This is a genomic window from Dechloromonas denitrificans (assembly GCF_020510685.1).
Lineage (GTDB): Bacteria > Pseudomonadota > Gammaproteobacteria > Burkholderiales > Rhodocyclaceae > Azonexus > Azonexus denitrificans_A.
Map to the genome: position 1 here is coordinate 2,154,543 of NZ_CP075185.1, position 15,784 is coordinate 2,170,326.

At 60.5% G+C, this 15,784-nt stretch carries 14 protein-coding genes; 6 read left to right on the top strand and 8 right to left on the bottom strand.

All coding sequences use genetic code 11. From position 1 onward, the window contains the following. Positions 1-3 precede the first annotated feature (3 nt). Together KI611_RS10275 and KI611_RS10280 are read right to left on the bottom strand one after the other, a co-directional pair. Positions 4-864 (bottom strand): MotA/TolQ/ExbB proton channel family protein, encoded by an 861-nt coding sequence (locus tag KI611_RS10275; protein ID WP_226419722.1) that lies wholly within the window; start codon positions 862-864, stop codon positions 4-6. A gap of 45 nt (positions 865-909) precedes the next feature. After that, positions 910-1,545, bottom strand: a complete 636-nt coding sequence (locus KI611_RS10280) for an energy transducer TonB (protein ID WP_226419723.1) — start codon at positions 1,543-1,545, stop codon at positions 910-912. A 391-nt stretch (positions 1,546-1,936) separates the two neighbouring features. Here KI611_RS10280 and KI611_RS10285 point away from each other — a divergent pair, with 391 nt between their 5' ends. Continuing rightward, a complete protein-coding gene (locus KI611_RS10285) occupies positions 1,937-2,239 on the top strand; it encodes a TOBE domain-containing protein (RefSeq protein WP_413463948.1) in 303 nt (100 codons plus the stop codon). A 190-nt stretch (positions 2,240-2,429) separates the two neighbouring features. Further along, the gene (locus KI611_RS10290) at positions 2,430-3,551 is read left to right on the top strand and encodes a sigma-54 interaction domain-containing protein (protein WP_226419725.1); all 1,122 of its coding nucleotides are present in this window, start codon (positions 2,430-2,432) and stop codon (positions 3,549-3,551) included. 21 nt (positions 3,552-3,572) lie between these two features. Here the strand turns inward: KI611_RS10290 and KI611_RS10295 are convergent, their stop codons facing one another. The 3 genes from KI611_RS10295 to KI611_RS10305 all read right to left on the bottom strand — a co-directional run bounded on the left by KI611_RS10295 (position 3,573) and on the right by KI611_RS10305 (position 7,317). Further along, positions 3,573-5,159, bottom strand: coding sequence for a CHASE domain-containing protein (locus KI611_RS10295; protein WP_226419726.1), 1,587 nt, complete (start codon positions 5,157-5,159; stop codon positions 3,573-3,575). Between the two features lie 30 nt (positions 5,160-5,189). Continuing rightward, the gene (locus KI611_RS10300) at positions 5,190-5,972 is read right to left on the bottom strand and encodes a substrate-binding periplasmic protein (protein WP_226419727.1); all 783 of its coding nucleotides are present in this window, start codon (positions 5,970-5,972) and stop codon (positions 5,190-5,192) included. A gap of 412 nt (positions 5,973-6,384) precedes the next feature. After that, positions 6,385-7,317 (bottom strand): SDR family NAD(P)-dependent oxidoreductase, encoded by a 933-nt coding sequence (locus KI611_RS10305; RefSeq protein WP_226419728.1) that lies wholly within the window; start codon positions 7,315-7,317, stop codon positions 6,385-6,387. A 604-nt stretch (positions 7,318-7,921) separates the two neighbouring features. On the opposite strand from KI611_RS10305, the gene KI611_RS10310 reads away from it, so the two are divergent. From KI611_RS10310 to KI611_RS10325, 4 genes are read left to right on the top strand one after another with little or no spacing between them, the layout of a single operon-like run. Beyond that, the gene (locus tag KI611_RS10310) at positions 7,922-9,250 is read left to right on the top strand and encodes an O-acetylhomoserine aminocarboxypropyltransferase/cysteine synthase family protein (protein WP_226419729.1); all 1,329 of its coding nucleotides are present in this window, start codon (positions 7,922-7,924) and stop codon (positions 9,248-9,250) included. Beyond that, entirely contained in the window at positions 9,247-10,404 is a 1,158-nt protein-coding gene (gene metX / locus KI611_RS10315) for a homoserine O-acetyltransferase MetX (protein ID WP_226419730.1), read from the top strand. Before KI611_RS10310 ends, metX begins: the two co-directional genes overlap by 4 nt. A gap of 34 nt (positions 10,405-10,438) precedes the next feature. Further along, positions 10,439-11,827: a pyridoxal-phosphate dependent enzyme gene (locus KI611_RS10320; protein WP_226419731.1), complete on the top strand. Its 1,389-nt coding sequence runs from the start codon at positions 10,439-10,441 to the stop codon at positions 11,825-11,827. Then, positions 11,824-13,008, top strand: a complete 1,185-nt coding sequence (locus tag KI611_RS10325) for a trans-sulfuration enzyme family protein (RefSeq protein ID WP_226419732.1) — start codon at positions 11,824-11,826, stop codon at positions 13,006-13,008. The genes KI611_RS10320 and KI611_RS10325 overlap by 4 nt, the downstream gene beginning before the upstream one ends. Positions 13,009-13,060: 52 nt before the next feature. Here the strand turns inward: KI611_RS10325 and KI611_RS10330 are convergent, their stop codons facing one another. The 3 genes from KI611_RS10330 to KI611_RS10340 are packed head-to-tail and all read right to left on the bottom strand — an operon-like array spanning position 13,061 to position 15,565. Next, entirely contained in the window at positions 13,061-13,849 is a 789-nt protein-coding gene (locus tag KI611_RS10330; protein WP_226419733.1) for a MetQ/NlpA family ABC transporter substrate-binding protein, read from the bottom strand. A gap of 41 nt (positions 13,850-13,890) precedes the next feature. Continuing rightward, positions 13,891-14,544: a methionine ABC transporter permease gene (locus KI611_RS10335; RefSeq protein WP_226419734.1), complete on the bottom strand. Its 654-nt coding sequence runs from the start codon at positions 14,542-14,544 to the stop codon at positions 13,891-13,893. Then, the gene (locus tag KI611_RS10340) at positions 14,534-15,565 is read right to left on the bottom strand and encodes a methionine ABC transporter ATP-binding protein (protein ID WP_226419735.1); all 1,032 of its coding nucleotides are present in this window, start codon (positions 15,563-15,565) and stop codon (positions 14,534-14,536) included. Before KI611_RS10340 ends, KI611_RS10335 begins: the two co-directional genes overlap by 11 nt. Positions 15,566-15,784 lie beyond the last annotated feature (219 nt).

Genomic DNA, 15,784 nt, shown 5'->3' on the forward strand with positions numbered 1-15,784 from the left:
CTCTTAGAACGAAATTGCACGGATGGACTGGACCACTGCCGGCGAGCGCTGGTCGCGGCGTTCGGCGGCGGCGCCGAGCAGCACGGCATGGAGTTCGGCGCCGAAGGTGCGAATACCGTCCAGAGCCGATTTGTTGCGGCGGACCAACCAGTTGTAGCCGAGCACGGCCGGCACGGCGACGGCCAAGCCGATGGCGGTCATGATCAGGGCTTCACCGACCGGGCCGGCAACCTTGTCGATGGAGGCTTGGCCGGCGATGCCGATGGCCGTCAGGGCGTGGTAGATGCCCCAGACCGTACCGAACAGCCCGACGAACGGAGCGGTCGAACCAACGGTGGCGAGGAAGGCCAGACCATCCTGCAAACGGCTTTGGATATTCTCGATCGAGCGGTGAATCGAGAGCTGAATCCAGTCGTTGAGGTCAATATAGCCAAGCAGGCCGCGGTGGTTGGCTGTCGCTTCCGAGCCGCTCCGGGCAATGAAATGGTAGGCGCTGCTCGGTTCGAGCGAATCGATGGCTTGCTCGACGCCGCCGGCAACCCAGAAAGTTTCGTTAGCCTTCTTGCCCTGTTTGGCCAGTTTCTGTTGCTCATATAGCTTGGTGAAAATGATCAGCCAGCTGCCAAAGGACATGATCAGCAGGATGGCCAGGGTGCCCTTGGCGACGGCATCCCCGCCTTTCCACAGGGCGTCGATGCCATAGGGGTTGTCGACGGTTTCCTTGGCGCTGGCCGCTGCCGTCTCGGGCGCTGCGACGCTGGCGGCTGGCTGGACGGCCTGGGCGAGGGCATGGCTCGCGCCGAGGCTGGAAAGGGTGATGAATAGCGCAGCGGCGAAGTTGCGGATGGTGCTGAGGCGGAACATGGTGATTTCTCCTGTGAATTCGAGTGGGGTAGTTGTTTTGGCTGCTTATTCGTTGCGGAAGACGAAGGGAACCCGGACGCGTACTTCGCGTCCCTGACCGGTGCAGCGGTATCGGGAAATGGCGTTGATCGCTGCCTGGTTGAAGATCGAGTTGCTGGTCTGGACGATGGCGATATCCTTGACGTCGCCATTGGCCGCAACCGTGAACTCCGCCAGCACCTGGCCGGAGAGGCCCATGCGGATGGCTTGCTTGGGCACATCGACCGGCACCGATTGGTGATTCGGGCAGGCTACTGCGATATTCACCTGGGCTGGCTTCGCCGGTTCCGGAGCCGGTGCCGGCGGGGCTGGTGGCGGTTCCGGGTGGCGTTCGGCCGTCGTCGTGATCGGCGGAGTCGGCGCCTGAACCTGGGTTTCCGTCTTCGGAACGTAGGCCGGGGGAGGTGGCGCACTGACCTTTGGTTGCAGTTTGACAATCTTTGGCGGGGGAGGCGGTGGTGTCTTGATTTCCTCGATGATGCTGACATCGAGCGGCGCCTTCAGGACCTCGACGACTTTGCGGCCCAGCCCATTGAGCAAGGCATATACCAGCAGCAGATGGAAAACCACAACGGTCGAAATTCCGATCAGGTGTTTGCGTGGGTCGCGTTGCTGATCCGCGTAGCTTGGTGCGTGGTTCATGGGTGATGATTCTCGAAAACATGTTGGTGACGGCATTGGGGCTATCCCGAGCTTCGGGACGAACGCCATCCTTGACGTGCTGTGGTGCAGCAGAAGCCATGCCCGAATTGGGAATGCTAAGAAGTTTTATTGCTAAGCCACGGAAATAACAGGAAGTTTTTTGATAAAGCAGCACCTGACCAGGCGTTCTGGTGTTGTGTTTGCGGGCTTGGTTGCTGCGCAATCAACAGTTCGTTGATATTCGCTGTTGCACTGGCAGCAGATGGTGTTTGGTGCCGATCAATGCCAATTGGCTACTGAAAATGCTTATAGGAAAACTATCTTTGTTGCTCTGCGTCATTGGCCTTAGTTTGTATTTACGCAAAGGCAACCGAGCTGATGTAACCAGCGAATTGCCCGATGGCCTGCTTCATTACTAAAGCGGACAGAGGTCAGCGCAGAAACACATGAATCCCAACAATTTGAAAGGAAGAAAAGCATGACTATCCAGTTGATCAACGCCCGAAATCAGTTCAAGGGCACGGTGAAGGAAATCGTGCTGGGCCCGGTTGTTTCCGAGGTCGAAGTCGATACGCCGTTCGGCATCGTTACGTCGGTCATTACAACGCGCTCCGTGAAAGATCTCGATCTCAAGATCGGTACCGATGTCCTGGCGCTCGTCAAATCGACCGAGGTGTCGATCGCCAAGCTGTGAGCTAGCGAGCAAAAGCAATTACTGAGTTTTCACCGTGGATAGTCAAACGGCGGACCGGTACATCAGCTTGGAGCGGTAGAGAACAGGGGGGCTGGGTCCGGCAAACGAGCCGGAAGCCGGTCAGGGGTGTCCTTTCATCGAAAGGGGCAGCGTCGCTTTTCGCAGCGTTGTCATCGGGTATCAATAAATCATGAACAGAGTTCTGACTTTTCCGGATTCACAGGCGCATCCGCTGTCGATTCGCGCCAAGGCAATGGTGTTCAACGATCCCGTATCGCTGGATATTCTCAACACCACCGAGCTGATCGCTCCCAGCGAGGCAACCGTGTTGATCATTGGCGATACCGGGACCGGCAAGGAGTTGATCGCCAGGCATGTGCACAACCGGAGTGGTCGATCCGGCCCCTTTGTCGCGGTCAATTGCGGTGCGTTCAGCGAGAACCTGATCGAGGCTGAATTGTTCGGCCATGAGGCGGGGGCATTCACCGGCGCCCAGGGGCAGCGGCAGGGGTGGTTCGAAGCGGCGCAGCACGGTACGCTGTTTCTCGACGAGATCGGCGATTTGCCGTTGGCCATGCAGGTCAAGCTGCTGCGCGTCCTGCAGGAGCGCCAGGTCGTCCGCCTTGGTTCGCGCAAACCGATCGATATCGATGTTCGTCTGGTCGCGGCAACAAACGTCGATCTGGTCAGTGCAGTCGAGGCCGGCCATTTTCGCGCCGATCTCTATTACCGCCTGAATATCGCGACGATCAATCTGCCGCCGCTCAGGGAGCGTCCGGGCGATATCATCCCGCTGGCCCGCCATTTCGTGGATAGCTATCGGGCCAAATTGCATCTCGGGCCGATCGATTTTTCCTCCAATGCCCGCCAGGCAATGATTGCCTACAGTTGGACCGGCAACATCCGCGAGTTGGAAAACGTCATTCACTATGCGCTGATTGTCTGTCGCGACGGCGTGATTCGTTCGGCTGACCTGCGCCTGAACGAGCGGGTTCCGGTGCTAAGCAGCTCGCGGCCGTTCAGCGTTGCCGAAGATGACGATGGATGCCGGTTGTCCAAGGCATTCAGGGAAATGTTCGACGAGAATCGCGATTCACTGTTTGAGCAGGTCGAGGAAACCCTGGTCCGACTGGCCTTCGAGCATTGCGACAATAATCAGGTACGTACGGCACGACTGCTCGGCATTTCCCGCAACATCCTGCGCGCCCAGCTCAAACGGTTCGGCCTGCTGGCGAAGGGGAACAGGGCGGAAAACCCGGTCGATGAGATAGAAGGGGCGACCTTGCTTGAATTAGGGGTAGTCGAGGCCTGAGGCGTCGAGTCGCAGGCTGAATCAGACTTCTAACGCTTCATTCACATCGGCCGCGGCGCCTCCCAAGGCCAGGCAAACGCTGTTTCGCCCGCTGTCCTTGGCCTGGTACATGGCCTCGTCAGCGCTCTTGGTCAGGCTGATTTCGTCGTCGCCGTCGTTCGGATAGAGGGCTACCCCGAGGCTGCATGAAATGGTCAAGTCCTGGCCATTGATCGAGTAGGGCCGGGCGATTTCATGGCGAATTTTTTCGGCCAAGGCGAGCGCAGCGTCCGCTCCGCTCACCTCGGCCAGCAGCAGCACGAACTCGTCGCCGCCTATGCGCCCGACCGTATCGGAGGCGCGCAGTGCGCGCTGTAGCCGTTTTGCCACCTGTTGCAACAGGATGTCGCCGATCGCGTGGCCATAGTTGTCGTTGATCGGCTTGAAATGGTCGAGATCGAGAAACACCAGGGCGAAGTGTCCGGCCTGGCGTTTGGCGTGGGCCAGTTCGTGTTGTACGCGGTCGCTGAACAAGGTCCGGTTCGGCAAGCCGGTCAGCGGATCGTGCTGCGCCATATGACGTAACTCTTCGGTCATCCCGGCCGCCAGCCGTAAGGCCCGGGCCCGCCCGTTGATCATGAACCAGGTCAGCAGGGCCATCGCCAGACTCAGGCTGATGCCGGTGACGGCAATGACAAAAGAGATATTTCGCCCGAAACGGGCTTCAAATTCGTCTTGTGTGGCCAGCGTCAGCGTCCATGTATGGCCGGCGACGACCATGTATTCCTTGGTGCTCAAGCCACCCCGGATCAGCAGCGGCGGGGCGCTTGGCGGCATGTCGTTGGCGTACATCAGAGTGGCGGCGGTGGGAATGGCATCGTCGTAGATGGCGAAAGCGAGGCCGTCCACTTCATTGCCGTACAAACTGGCCATGAAATCATCCATCAGGAACGAGGCATAAACCCAGCCAATCAAACTGGCACGCCGCTGGGCGACGCTATCGCGTGGCTGGCCTTGGGCAAAAATCGGTAGATACATGATGAAACCCGGTTTCGGATCGCCTTCGTTGTTTACGGCCAGTTGCACCTTTCCGGTAATCGCCGGCATGCCGGAATCGCAAGCCTTCTCCATCGCCTGCCGACGTACCGGATCGGCCCACGGATCGAGGCCGAGCGGGGCGTGGCGTGAACGAATTTCAGGTTCGCGCTGAATGACCGGCGCGTAGGTCTCGCGATCACCCTCCGGATGAATGGTGTAATCAGCCAGGCCGATCCGGTGCATGGCAGCGATATGGGCTGCTTTTTGGTCTGATGGAAGACGCTCGATGACTCCGACGACCTGAATGCCGGAAAAATTGGCATCAAGCTGAAGTGTCTCGACATAGTCGTGAATGGCCTGGCGATTCTTCAGGTCGGTGGTGGCCAGCAGACTCTGCACACCGCGCAGCATTTGTTCGTAGGCGGTGATCCGTTGTTCGATCCGGCTGACGGTGTCGCGCAGCGCAAAGTCAAATTGACCACGTAATTCCTTGTGAATGCTCTGGCGTTCGTGATCCCAGACCAGCCAGGTCACCCCGAGCATGGCGATCAGAATGATCCAGGGCGGCAGAAACAGGCGTAGCACAGCCATGGTCGGTGTGGGGCGCAGCCGATGCGTCACCTAGAAGTCGACCATGGCGGCGGCCAGGTCGGGCTTGAAGTACTTTTCGAAGATGCGACGCATCGTGCCATCGGCCCGCATGCCATTCACCAGCGCCCGCCATTTCTCCTGTTCGGCCGCCGGCAGAGCTTTCTTCGACATGATCAGGCCGTGTGGCACAGGCGGATCGTTGAATTCGATGATGGTGCTGACGTCGCGAATCTTCTTTTCCTCCAGTGTCGGGTAATCGAAAGGTTCGATGATCATGCCCTGGATCTGGTTCACCATCAGGGTCTGGTACAACGGTGCCAAGCCGCCCGCCTGGGTAACGCGGTCGGCCGCCTGAAGCTTGTCCACCAGCCGATTGGCCGACGGACTGTAGCGAAAACTGCGGATGATGCCCAGTTGCAACTTGCCGTTCTGCTCGAAATCCTGCTGGTTGCGCACGCCGGCATTCTTGTTTACCAGCAGGTAATACTTGTTGCTGAAGTACCAGGCGAAGCCCGCGAACTTGTCGCGCTCGGCGTTGCTTATCCCGGAAAGGCTGAAATCGAGCGCGCCGGATTCGATCAGTTGCCAGATCCGGGCCCGCGCCATCACGCTGGTCGTTACCTTGCAGCCGCTGCGGCGGATCAGTTCGTCAGCCACATCCTTGTCGATGCCGGTATCCGTATTGGCCGAATAGAGCAAGCCGTGATCATGCAGGGCCAGCGTGAACGGTCGGGAACAGTCGGGCCCCGCGGCATTCGCGGTACCGAGATTGCCGAGGGCGATCAGCAACACGATGAAAACCCGTGAAATCATTTTTGCAAATCCTGACGAATTTGGTGCTTTTCCATGGCTGCGATGATACCGAAATCACTCAACACAGTTCGGGAAAATATAGGATTTTCGCGGTGTCGTCCGAAGTTTCACAGCCCAATGCCAAGCACGCACCGGCATTTCGCCGACCCCATTGCGTGTCAAAGACAACATGATCCACCGGGAAGTTGCACTGAAATTATGCGAAGACATCTGGTTGCCCATTGATATCGCCGAATACGTTATTAAATATCAACCAAGAGCAGGGCACTGGTGCTTATCAGGAAAGTATTCGCAAGATCAGGCCAACAAAAAAGCCACTTGGAAGGTGGCTTTCGCATATTTTGGCTGATATGCCCAAAACACTGAAACAGGGTGCTGGTTGGTGATCCCCGGACCGCTATTCTCCATCCGGCTAACAATGCTCCCAGAATTGCTCATTCCATGGACGAATATCCATTTCGCTGGACCATGCAGTTTTTGGCTGCCGATGAAGGGTAAATACGGTTTCCGCAATCTGTTGAGGATCAGATGATGTTCCTGCCTCGTCATCGGTATTGTCCTCCCGAATATCTGCGTCGATCAAGAGATGGGCGACATGCACCCCCGCAGGCCAAAGTTCTCTGGCCAAGACTTGAGCGAGGGCACGTTGCCCGAATTTTCCAACCGCCAAATTTAAATGCCCCGCTCGACCCAAAATAGACGACGTGGATCCGACCAATATTATCGATCCTCGCCCCGCTCGGTGCATCAAACGTGCAGCGCTTCTAGCTACCAAAAATGATCCAAGGCAGTTGTGTTTCCAGCCCTCTTCGAATGCCGGAAGTTCGATATCCATTACCGTACCGGGTCCAAAACTCTGGAGCGAATAAACGACCAGTTGGGGTACTCCGTGGGTAGCACTAACTTTGGTGAACAGGTCAACCACTGACGCCTCGCTCGTGGCATCGCATCCATAAGCGCAAGCAAATCCACCGGCACTCTGGATTTCGGAAACTAAATCATCAAGCCGTTTGGCATTTCGCGATGCCAATACCACGGCAATTCCTTCTTTCGCCAGCTTTCTTGCCAGAGCGTAACCAAAGCCCGGACCGACGCCAACGATTAGGGCTAACTCGGAACCTGCCGCAGGGGTCAATGACGAATTGCCCATCTGCTCATTTAATTCGATTCGGACGGTTTCGTCACGATTGTTGATCCAGTCTTGATGCCGAACCGAGGCGTATTTGAAATGCGCTTTTTTATTTCGAGTAACACTAACTGAACGTTCGAATTTGAAAGCAAGAGCTAAGGGACCGAATTGAATCTTTCGATCTTTCTTGAGGTGTCTCCAGATATTCTTAAACATTTCACCCCCCACGAAGTAGTTAGGGAATAACGTCCAATTGACAACTGCGCACCCACCATGTCCTTGTTTTTCAGATCCAAGTAAAACAACGGGCGATGGCCAAATGGAATATGGAGATACTACAGCAGAATATGTCGTTGGCCATTCTCGGTTATTCACTGGGGAGGAACAGCAGTGAGGACTGGATGCCGACTGTCCAAGGGGTTTTCGCCCGATGGGACCGGACTCGGATTCGTCAGCTAGATAAATAGTCGGGCATACGGTTTTTCCGCCAGCGCTTTTCGGCGAGCCCGGGCACAAGCCCCCAAGAGCCCTTGATTAGTTGAGGGAGAGGCAAAGTCTTCGGCAGGCAATAAAGCCCGCGAACTACAGAGTTCTTTTGTGCTTATGCAGCAACCTCTGAATAAGCATTTGCCATTTTCTTCGTTAGAAATTTCCCGGCCTCTGGCTAAGGTGTGTCGCACCGGGTGAGCTGTGCCCGCTTTCGCAAGCTTGATTACCAAGGAGCAGACAAATGGGGCTCGTCCAGAAACTGATTTCTTCAATCAAGGCCTCGGTTCGTCAAAAGACAACGGAACCGGCTACAAACCAAGGGAGCAATACCGTGAGCGACAACATCAAACGTGAATACCGCTTCGAAACGCTGCAGGTCCATGCCGGCCAGCAGCCGGCACCGGGCACCAATGCCCGCGCCGTGCCGATCTACCAGACGACGTCCTACACCTTCAACAGTGCCGATCACGGCGCCAAGCTGTTCGCCCTGAAGGAATTCGGCAACATCTACACGCGGATCATGAATCCGACGACCGACGTCTTCGAGCAGCGCATTGCCGCGCTCGAAGGCGGTGTCGCGGCGGTCGCCACCAGTTCCGGCCAGGCGGCGCAATTCCTGGCGATCACCACGATCGCCCAAGCCGGCGACAACATCGTCGCCAGCAGCCATCTCTACGGCGGCACCTACAACCAGTTCAAGGTCACGCTGCCGCGCCTCGGCATCAAGGTCAAGTTCGTCGATGGCGACAACCCGGAAGCCTTCCGCGCCGCCATTGATGTGAACACCAAGGCCATTTACGTCGAAACCATCGGCAATCCGAGCTTCTCGGTGCCCGATTTCGAGGCGATCAGCAAGATTGCCCACGACAACGGTATCCCGCTGGTCGTCGACAACACTTTCGGCGCCGGCGGCTACATCGCCCGGCCGATCGATCACGGCGCCGACATCGTCGTCGAATCGGCGACCAAGTGGATCGGCGGGCACGGCACGTCGGTCGGCGGGGTGGTCATCGATTCCGGCAAGTTCAACTGGGGCAACGGCAAGTTCCCGCTGTTCACCGATCCGGCACCCGGCTATCACGGGCTGAATTTCTGGGAAGTGTTCGGTACTGGCGGCCCGTTCGGCAATATCGCCTTCGCCATTCGCGCCCGGGTCGAAGGCCTGCGCGACCTCGGCCCCAGCCTGTCGCCGTTCAATGCCTTCCAGCTGATCCAGGGTCTCGAAACGCTGTCGCTGCGCGTCCAGCGCCATGTCGATAACGCCCTCGAACTGGCCCAGTGGCTGAAGGCGCATCCGCAGGTCGCGTGGGTCGAATACAACGGCCTGGAAGACAGCCCGTACCATGCCAAGGCCCAGAAATACCTGCGCAACGGTTTCGGCGCGGTGCTCAATTTCGGCATCAAGGGCGGCGCCAACGCGGCTCAGACCTTCATCGACAACGTCGAACTGGCCAGCCACCTGGCCAACGTCGGCGATGCCAAGACGCTGGTCATCAACCCGGCCTCGACGACGCACCAGCAGCTTTCCGATGCCGAGCAGAAAACGGCCGGGGTGCGCCCGGACCTGATCCGCGTTTCGGTGGGCATCGAGCACATCGAGGACATCAAGGCCGACTTCGATCACGCCTTGCGTCGCTCGGCCCTCAACGCGGCGGCATGACCGCTTTCCGTATTTCGGAAAAGACAGAATGGCTGGCCCTCGGCCAGCCATTTGTCCTCGAGTCCGGCGAGCCACTGGCCGGCGTCGAAGTGGCCTATCGAACCTGGGGCCAGTTGTCGGCGGCCGGTGACAACGCCGTTATCGTCTGCCACGCGCTGACCGGCTCGGCCGATGCCGACGACTGGTGGGGCGATCTGTTCGGCGCCGGCAAGACGCTCGATCCGGAAAAGCAATTCATCGTCTGCGCCAATGTGCTGGGCGGCTGCTACGGCACCACCGGCCCGGCCAGCCCGGCGCCGGACGGCCAGCCGTGGGGCGCGCGTTTCCCGCGGGTCACGGTGCGCGACCAGGTGCGTCTGCAGATGCTGCTGGCCGATCATCTCGGCATCCGCGCCATCCGTTTCGTCATCGGCGGTTCGATGGGCGGCTTGCAGGCGCTGGAGTGGGCGGCCCTCGATCCGCAGCGGGTCGGGGCGGTGGTCAGCATTGCCGCCACCGGCCGTCATTCGGCCTGGTGCGCCGCGTGGAGCGAAGCGCAGCGGCTGGCGCTGGCCGCCGATCCCAAATTCCGCAACGGTCACTACGACCCGGCCGATCCACCGCATGGCGGTCTGGCCGCGGCGCGCGCCGTGGCGATGGTGACCTACCGCAGCCCGGCCTCGCTTGCGGTGCGTTTCGGCCGCGCCTCCGGGCGTCAGGTATTTGCCGAACAGGCCCATGCGCCGGAGGAATTCGCCGTGCGCAACTGGTTGCGCCACCACGGGCAGGCGCTTACCCGGCGGTTCGATGCCAACAGCTATCTGTGCCTGCTCGAGGCGATGGATACCCACGACCTCGGGCGCAACCGCGGCGTCTATGAAAATGCGCTGACCCAGATCAGCCAGCCGGTGCTGGTCGGATCGGTCATCACCGACGCCCTTTATGTGCCGGGCGACCAGCAGAATCTGGCCTTCTTGCTGCCGCGCGGGGAACTGTTCGAGATCGATTCGGAACACGGCCACGACGGCTTCCTGATCGATGCGGCGAACTACGAGGTGCGCGTCCGCCGTTTCGTCGATCGCCTGCCCGGTTGTGCCGGCTCCTCCGGCCCGACCGAGAAGCCAGCGGCCGAACAGCCCTTGGCTTCCGCCGCCAGCCTGAAGTTCGCCTGGTGATTTTCTTTTATGTTTTTTGCATTGCGATAACACTATGTCAGAAGTTCCACGGCCGGCCGTACTCGGCCTGATCGGCAATACGCCGCTGATCGAAGTGACCCGTCTCGATACGGGGCCCTGTCAGCTCTTTCTCAAACTCGAATCGCAGAACCCCGGCGGTTCGATCAAGGACCGGGTTGGCCTGTCGATGATCGAAGTGGCCGAACGCGATGGCCGGCTCAAGCCGGGCGGCACGATCATCGAAGCCACCGCCGGCAATACCGGCCTGGGGTTGGCGCTGGTGGCGCAGGCCAAAGGCTATCGCATCATTCTGGTGGTGCCGGACAAGATGTCCACCGAAAAGATCCTGCACCTCAAGGCGCTGGGCGCCGAGGTGCATATCACCCGTTCCGATGTCGGCAAGGGCCATCCGGCGTATTACCAGGATTACGCGGCGCGGCTGGCCGCCGAAATTCCCGGCTCGTTTTTTGCCGACCAGTTCAACAACCCGGCCAATCCGGCGGCGCACGAGCAATCGACCGCCCCGGAGATCTGGGCGCAGACCGCGCACGCCGTCGACGCCATCGTGGTCGGCGTCGGTTCGGCCGGGACCATTACCGGGCTGACCAATTTCTTCCGGCGGGCCAGCCCGAATACGGAATTTGTCCTGGCCGACCCGGTCGGCTCGATCCTCACCGACTATGTCACCACCGACTATGTCACCACCGGCCGCTTCGGCGAGGCCGGCTCGTGGGCCGTGGAGGGCATAGGCGAGGATTTCGTGCCGCCGATCGCCGATCTCTCCGGCGTCAAACATGCCTATGCGATCTCCGACAAGGAAAGCTTCGCCACCGCCCGCGAACTGTTGCGGAGCGAAGGGATTCTCGGCGGCTCATCGACCGGAACCCTGCTCGCCGCCGCGCTGCGCTATTGCCGCGCCCAGACGACGCCGAAGCGGGTGGTTTCCTTCGTCTGCGACACCGGCACCCGCTACCTGTCCAAGGTCTATAACGACAACTGGCTGATCGATCAGGGCCTGATCAGCCGGCCGGCCTACGGCGATCTGCGCGACATCATCGCCCGCCGTTTTGAAGAAGGCTCGGTCATCAGCGTGGCGCTCGACGACAACCTGCAGACCGCCTTTCAGCGAATGCGCTATGCCGAAATCTCGCAACTGCCGGTTATCGAGAAAGGCCGGATCGTCGGCCTGATCGATGAATCCGACCTGCTGCTACGGGTTCAGGCCGATCAGCGCAGTTTCCAGGGGACGGTCGCCAGCGCGATGACCGAAGCGCTCGAAACGCTGCGCCCGGACGCCTCGCTGGAAGCCCTGCAACGCATCCTGGATCGCGGCCTGGTGGCGATCGTTGCCGACGAGCAAGGCTTCCACGGCCTGATTACCCACTTCGATCTCCTCAATTACTTGCGAAAGAAAATTGCATGAGCGACCACAAATTGGCGAACCACGGTTTCGGTACCCGCGTCATCCATGCCGGACAGCATCCGGACCCGTCGACCGGGGCGATCATGCCGCCGATCTACGCCAATTCGACCTACGTCCAGGACAGTCCGGGTGTGCACAAAGGCCTCGATTACGGGCGCTCGCACAATCCGACGCGCTGGGCCTTCGAGCGTTGCCTGGCCGATCTCGAGAGCGGCGGCGCCGCCTTTGCCTTCGCCTCCGGCCTGGCGGCCATTGCCACCGTGCTCGAACTGCTCGATGCCGGCTCCCACATCATCGCCGGCGACGATCTCTACGGCGGCACCTATCGCCTGCTCGAGCGGGTCCGCAAGCGGAGCGCTGGCCTGTCGGTCAGCTTTGTCGATCTGAGCGATCCGGCGGCCTTGCGCGCGGCGATTCGCCCGGAAACCCGGATGCTGCTGGTCGAAACGCCGACCAATCCGCTGCTGCGGCTGGTCGATCTGGCGGCCCTGGCCAAGATCGCCCGCGCCCACCAGATCATCACGGTCGCCGACAACACCTTCGCCAGCCCGTGGATACAGCGCCCGCTCGAACTGGGCTTCGACATCGTCGTCCATTCGACGACCAAGTACCTGAATGGTCACTCGGATGCGATCGGCGGTGTCGCCGTGGTCAGCGGCGACCAGCGCAATGCCGAAAATCTCGAACGCCTGAGATTCCTGCAGAACTCGGTCGGCGCCATTGCCGGGCCTTTCGACAGCTTCCTGGCGCTGCGCGGCGTCAAAACCCTCAATGTGCGCATGCAACGGCATTGCGAAAATGCCGAGGAGTTGGCCAACTGGCTGGAGCGGCGTCCGGAAGTGCGGCAGGTCCGTTATCCGGGCCTGGCATCGCACCCGCAGCATCAACTCGCCCGGCGCCAGATGCGCGGCTTCGGCGGCATGATCGCCCTCGACCTGGCAACCGACCTGGCCGGGACGCGGCGTTTTCTCGAAGGATTCGAGCTCTTTTCGCTGGCCGAAAGCCTGGGCGGCGTCGAAAGCCTGATCGAGCATCCGGCGATCATGACGCACGCCACCATTCCGCCCGAGCAAAGAGCCCGCCTGGGAATCAGCGATTCGCTGGTGCGCCTGTCGGTCGGTATCGAGGATGTCGACGATCTGCGCCTTGATCTGCAGGCGGCGCTCGACCGTATTGGCTGAGCGCCTGGAATGGCCGAGACGGCAGATTCGTCTCGGCCGCTAGGGCCGCGCCTTACCAGGAGGCGACGATCGATCCCTTGAACTCGTCGGCGATGAATTTCTTGATCGCCGGGCTGTGGTAGTGCTTGATCAGCGTCTTCAGCCATGCCGCATCGCGGTCCTGCTCGCGCACGGCGATCACGTTCACGTAGGGCGAGCGGGCTTCTTCGATGGCAATGGCGTCCTTCTTCGGATCGAGGCCGGCCGGCAAGGCGTAATTGGTGTTGATCGCGGCGGCCTCGACATCGTCCAGCGTGCGCGGCAACTGGGCGGCATCGATTTCCTTGATCTTCAGCTTCTTCGGATTGTCGACGATGTCGAGCGGCGTCGCCTTCAGGCCGGCCTGCGGCTTGAGCTTGAGAATCCCTTTCCTTTCCAGCAGGAGCAGGGCGCGACCGCCGTTGGTCGGGTCGTTCGGGATCGCGACCTGGGCGCCGTTCGGCAGATCGGCCAGCGACTTCAGCTTTTTCGAGTAGAGGCCCATCGGGAAGGTAACGGTCGTCGCCACCGAGACCAGCTTGTAGCCGCGATCCTTCACCTGGTTGTCGAGATAGGGTTGGTGCTGAAAGCTGTTGGCGGCCAGGTCGCCGGCGACCAGGGCGGCATTCGGCTGGACGTAATCGGAGAATTCGACGACCTGGATCTTCAGGCCATCCTTCTCTGCCAGTTTCTTGACCTGTTCGAGGATCTGGGCGTGCGGGCCGCCGGTGACGCCGATTTTGTAAACCTTGTCGTCGGCGCCGGCCGAGAGGGCGACGCTGGCGAGTAATACGGCCAGGAGACGGCTGAAACGGAAAGTCATGGTGATTCCTCCGGGAGAGTGGGTAATGGCGTGGCTTGAAATCAACGGTGGTTGAGGCGGCGTGACAGGTGATCGCCGAGGGACTGGATCAGTTGCACGAAAACGATCAGGACGGCGACGACCAGCAGCATCACCTCGGGCATGAAGCGCTGGTAGCCATAACGAATACCCAGGTCGCCCAGGCCGCCGCCACCGACGGCGCCGGCCATCGCCGAATAGCCGATCAGGCTGACGAAGGTAATGGTCAGGCCGTTGACGATGCCGGGCAGGGCTTCCGGTACCAGCACCTTGCGGATGATTTGCAGCGGCGTGGCACCGATCGCTTCGGCGGCCTCGATCAAGCCGCCATCGACCTCGCGCAGGGCGCCTTCGACCAGGCGACCGACAAATGGGATGGCGGCGATGGCGAGCGGCACGACCGCTGCGGCGGTCCCGATCGAGGTGCCGGTGAGCAGACGGGTCAGCGGGATGATCGCCACCATCAGAATGATGAAGGGCGTCGAGCGCACGGCGTTGACCGTGATGCCGAGGGCGCGGTTGAACAGCGGGCGGGGGAGGATGTGGCCGGGGCTGGTGACGGTCAGCAGCAGGCCGAGCGGAATGCCGAAGAGGGCGGCAATGCCGCCGGCGATGCCGACCATGCCCAGGGTTTCCAGGAACGACTCGGAGAACAGGCGAAGCAACTCAATGGACATCGGCGCACTCCACCCGGATCCCGTTTTGCCGCGCCCAGGTCCAGGCCGCCTCCTGTTGCTCGGCGGTGCCCTCGACGAGAACCAGGAAACTGCCGTAGGGGCGGCCCTGGATCTCGTCGATCTGGCCGTGCAGGATGTTGATGTCGAGGTGGTAATTGCGGCTGAGCTGCGAGATCAGCGGCGCATCGGTTTCCTCGCTGGTCAGCGAAAAGCGGAACAGCCGCCCACCCCGTGCCAGATGCGACTGGCTCAGGCGCTCGAGCAGCCCGGGCGGAATGTCCTGGCCGAGAACGTCGCGGATCATGGTCCGGGTGACCGGGTGCTCGGGTTGGGTGAATACGCTGAAGACTTCGCCTTGCTCGACGATGCGGCCACTGTCGAGGACGGCGACGCGGTCGCAAAGCGCCTTGATGACCTGCATTTCATGGGTGATGACGACGATGGTCAGGCCGAGGCGCTGGTTGATGTCCTTGAGCAGCGCCAGAATCGAACGGGTGGTTTCCGGATCGAGGGCCGAGGTAGCCTCGTCGCAGAGCAGGACCTTGGGGTGGCTGGCCAGCGCCCGGGCAATGCCGACGCGCTGTTTCTGGCCGCCGGAAAGCTGGGCCGGATAGCGCTCCCGGTGTTCGCTGAGTCCAACCAGTTCGAGGAGGGGCGCAATCCGCGTCTCGATGTCGGCGCGCGCCAGACCGGCTACTTCCAGGGGCAGCGCGACATTGGCAAAGACGGTGCGCGAGGAGAGCAGGTTGAAATGCTGGAAGATCATGCCGATCTCCTGCCGCGCGGCGCGTAGTTCCGTCTTGCCGAGCGCGGTCAGCTCCCGCCCGGCAACGCGGACCCGGCCGCCGGTCGGGCGTTCGAGCAGGTTGATGCAACGGATCAGCGTGCTTTTTCCGGCGCCGCTGCGGCCGATGATGCCGAAAATTTCCCCTGGCTTGATGCCGAGGTCGATGCCGCTCAGGGCTTCGACCGGACCTTGGGCGCCGCTGTAGTGTTTGACGATGTTGTCGAGTTGGATCATGGGCTGGTCGATGATGGAGGGCGAGCCTGACAGGCTGGGCGCAGGATTTGGATGCTAGTGACACACCCGAGCTGGGCGAACGACGTATTTCTGCGTTGCTTATGCCAAAAAAATGCGCTTTGCTGGCACGTGGCCGGTGGATAAAGACAAAACGTCGGTACTTCTGTGCTTATACGAAGCAAATTGTTGGGAATCGCCGGTCCGGGCGCTAAATTCCGT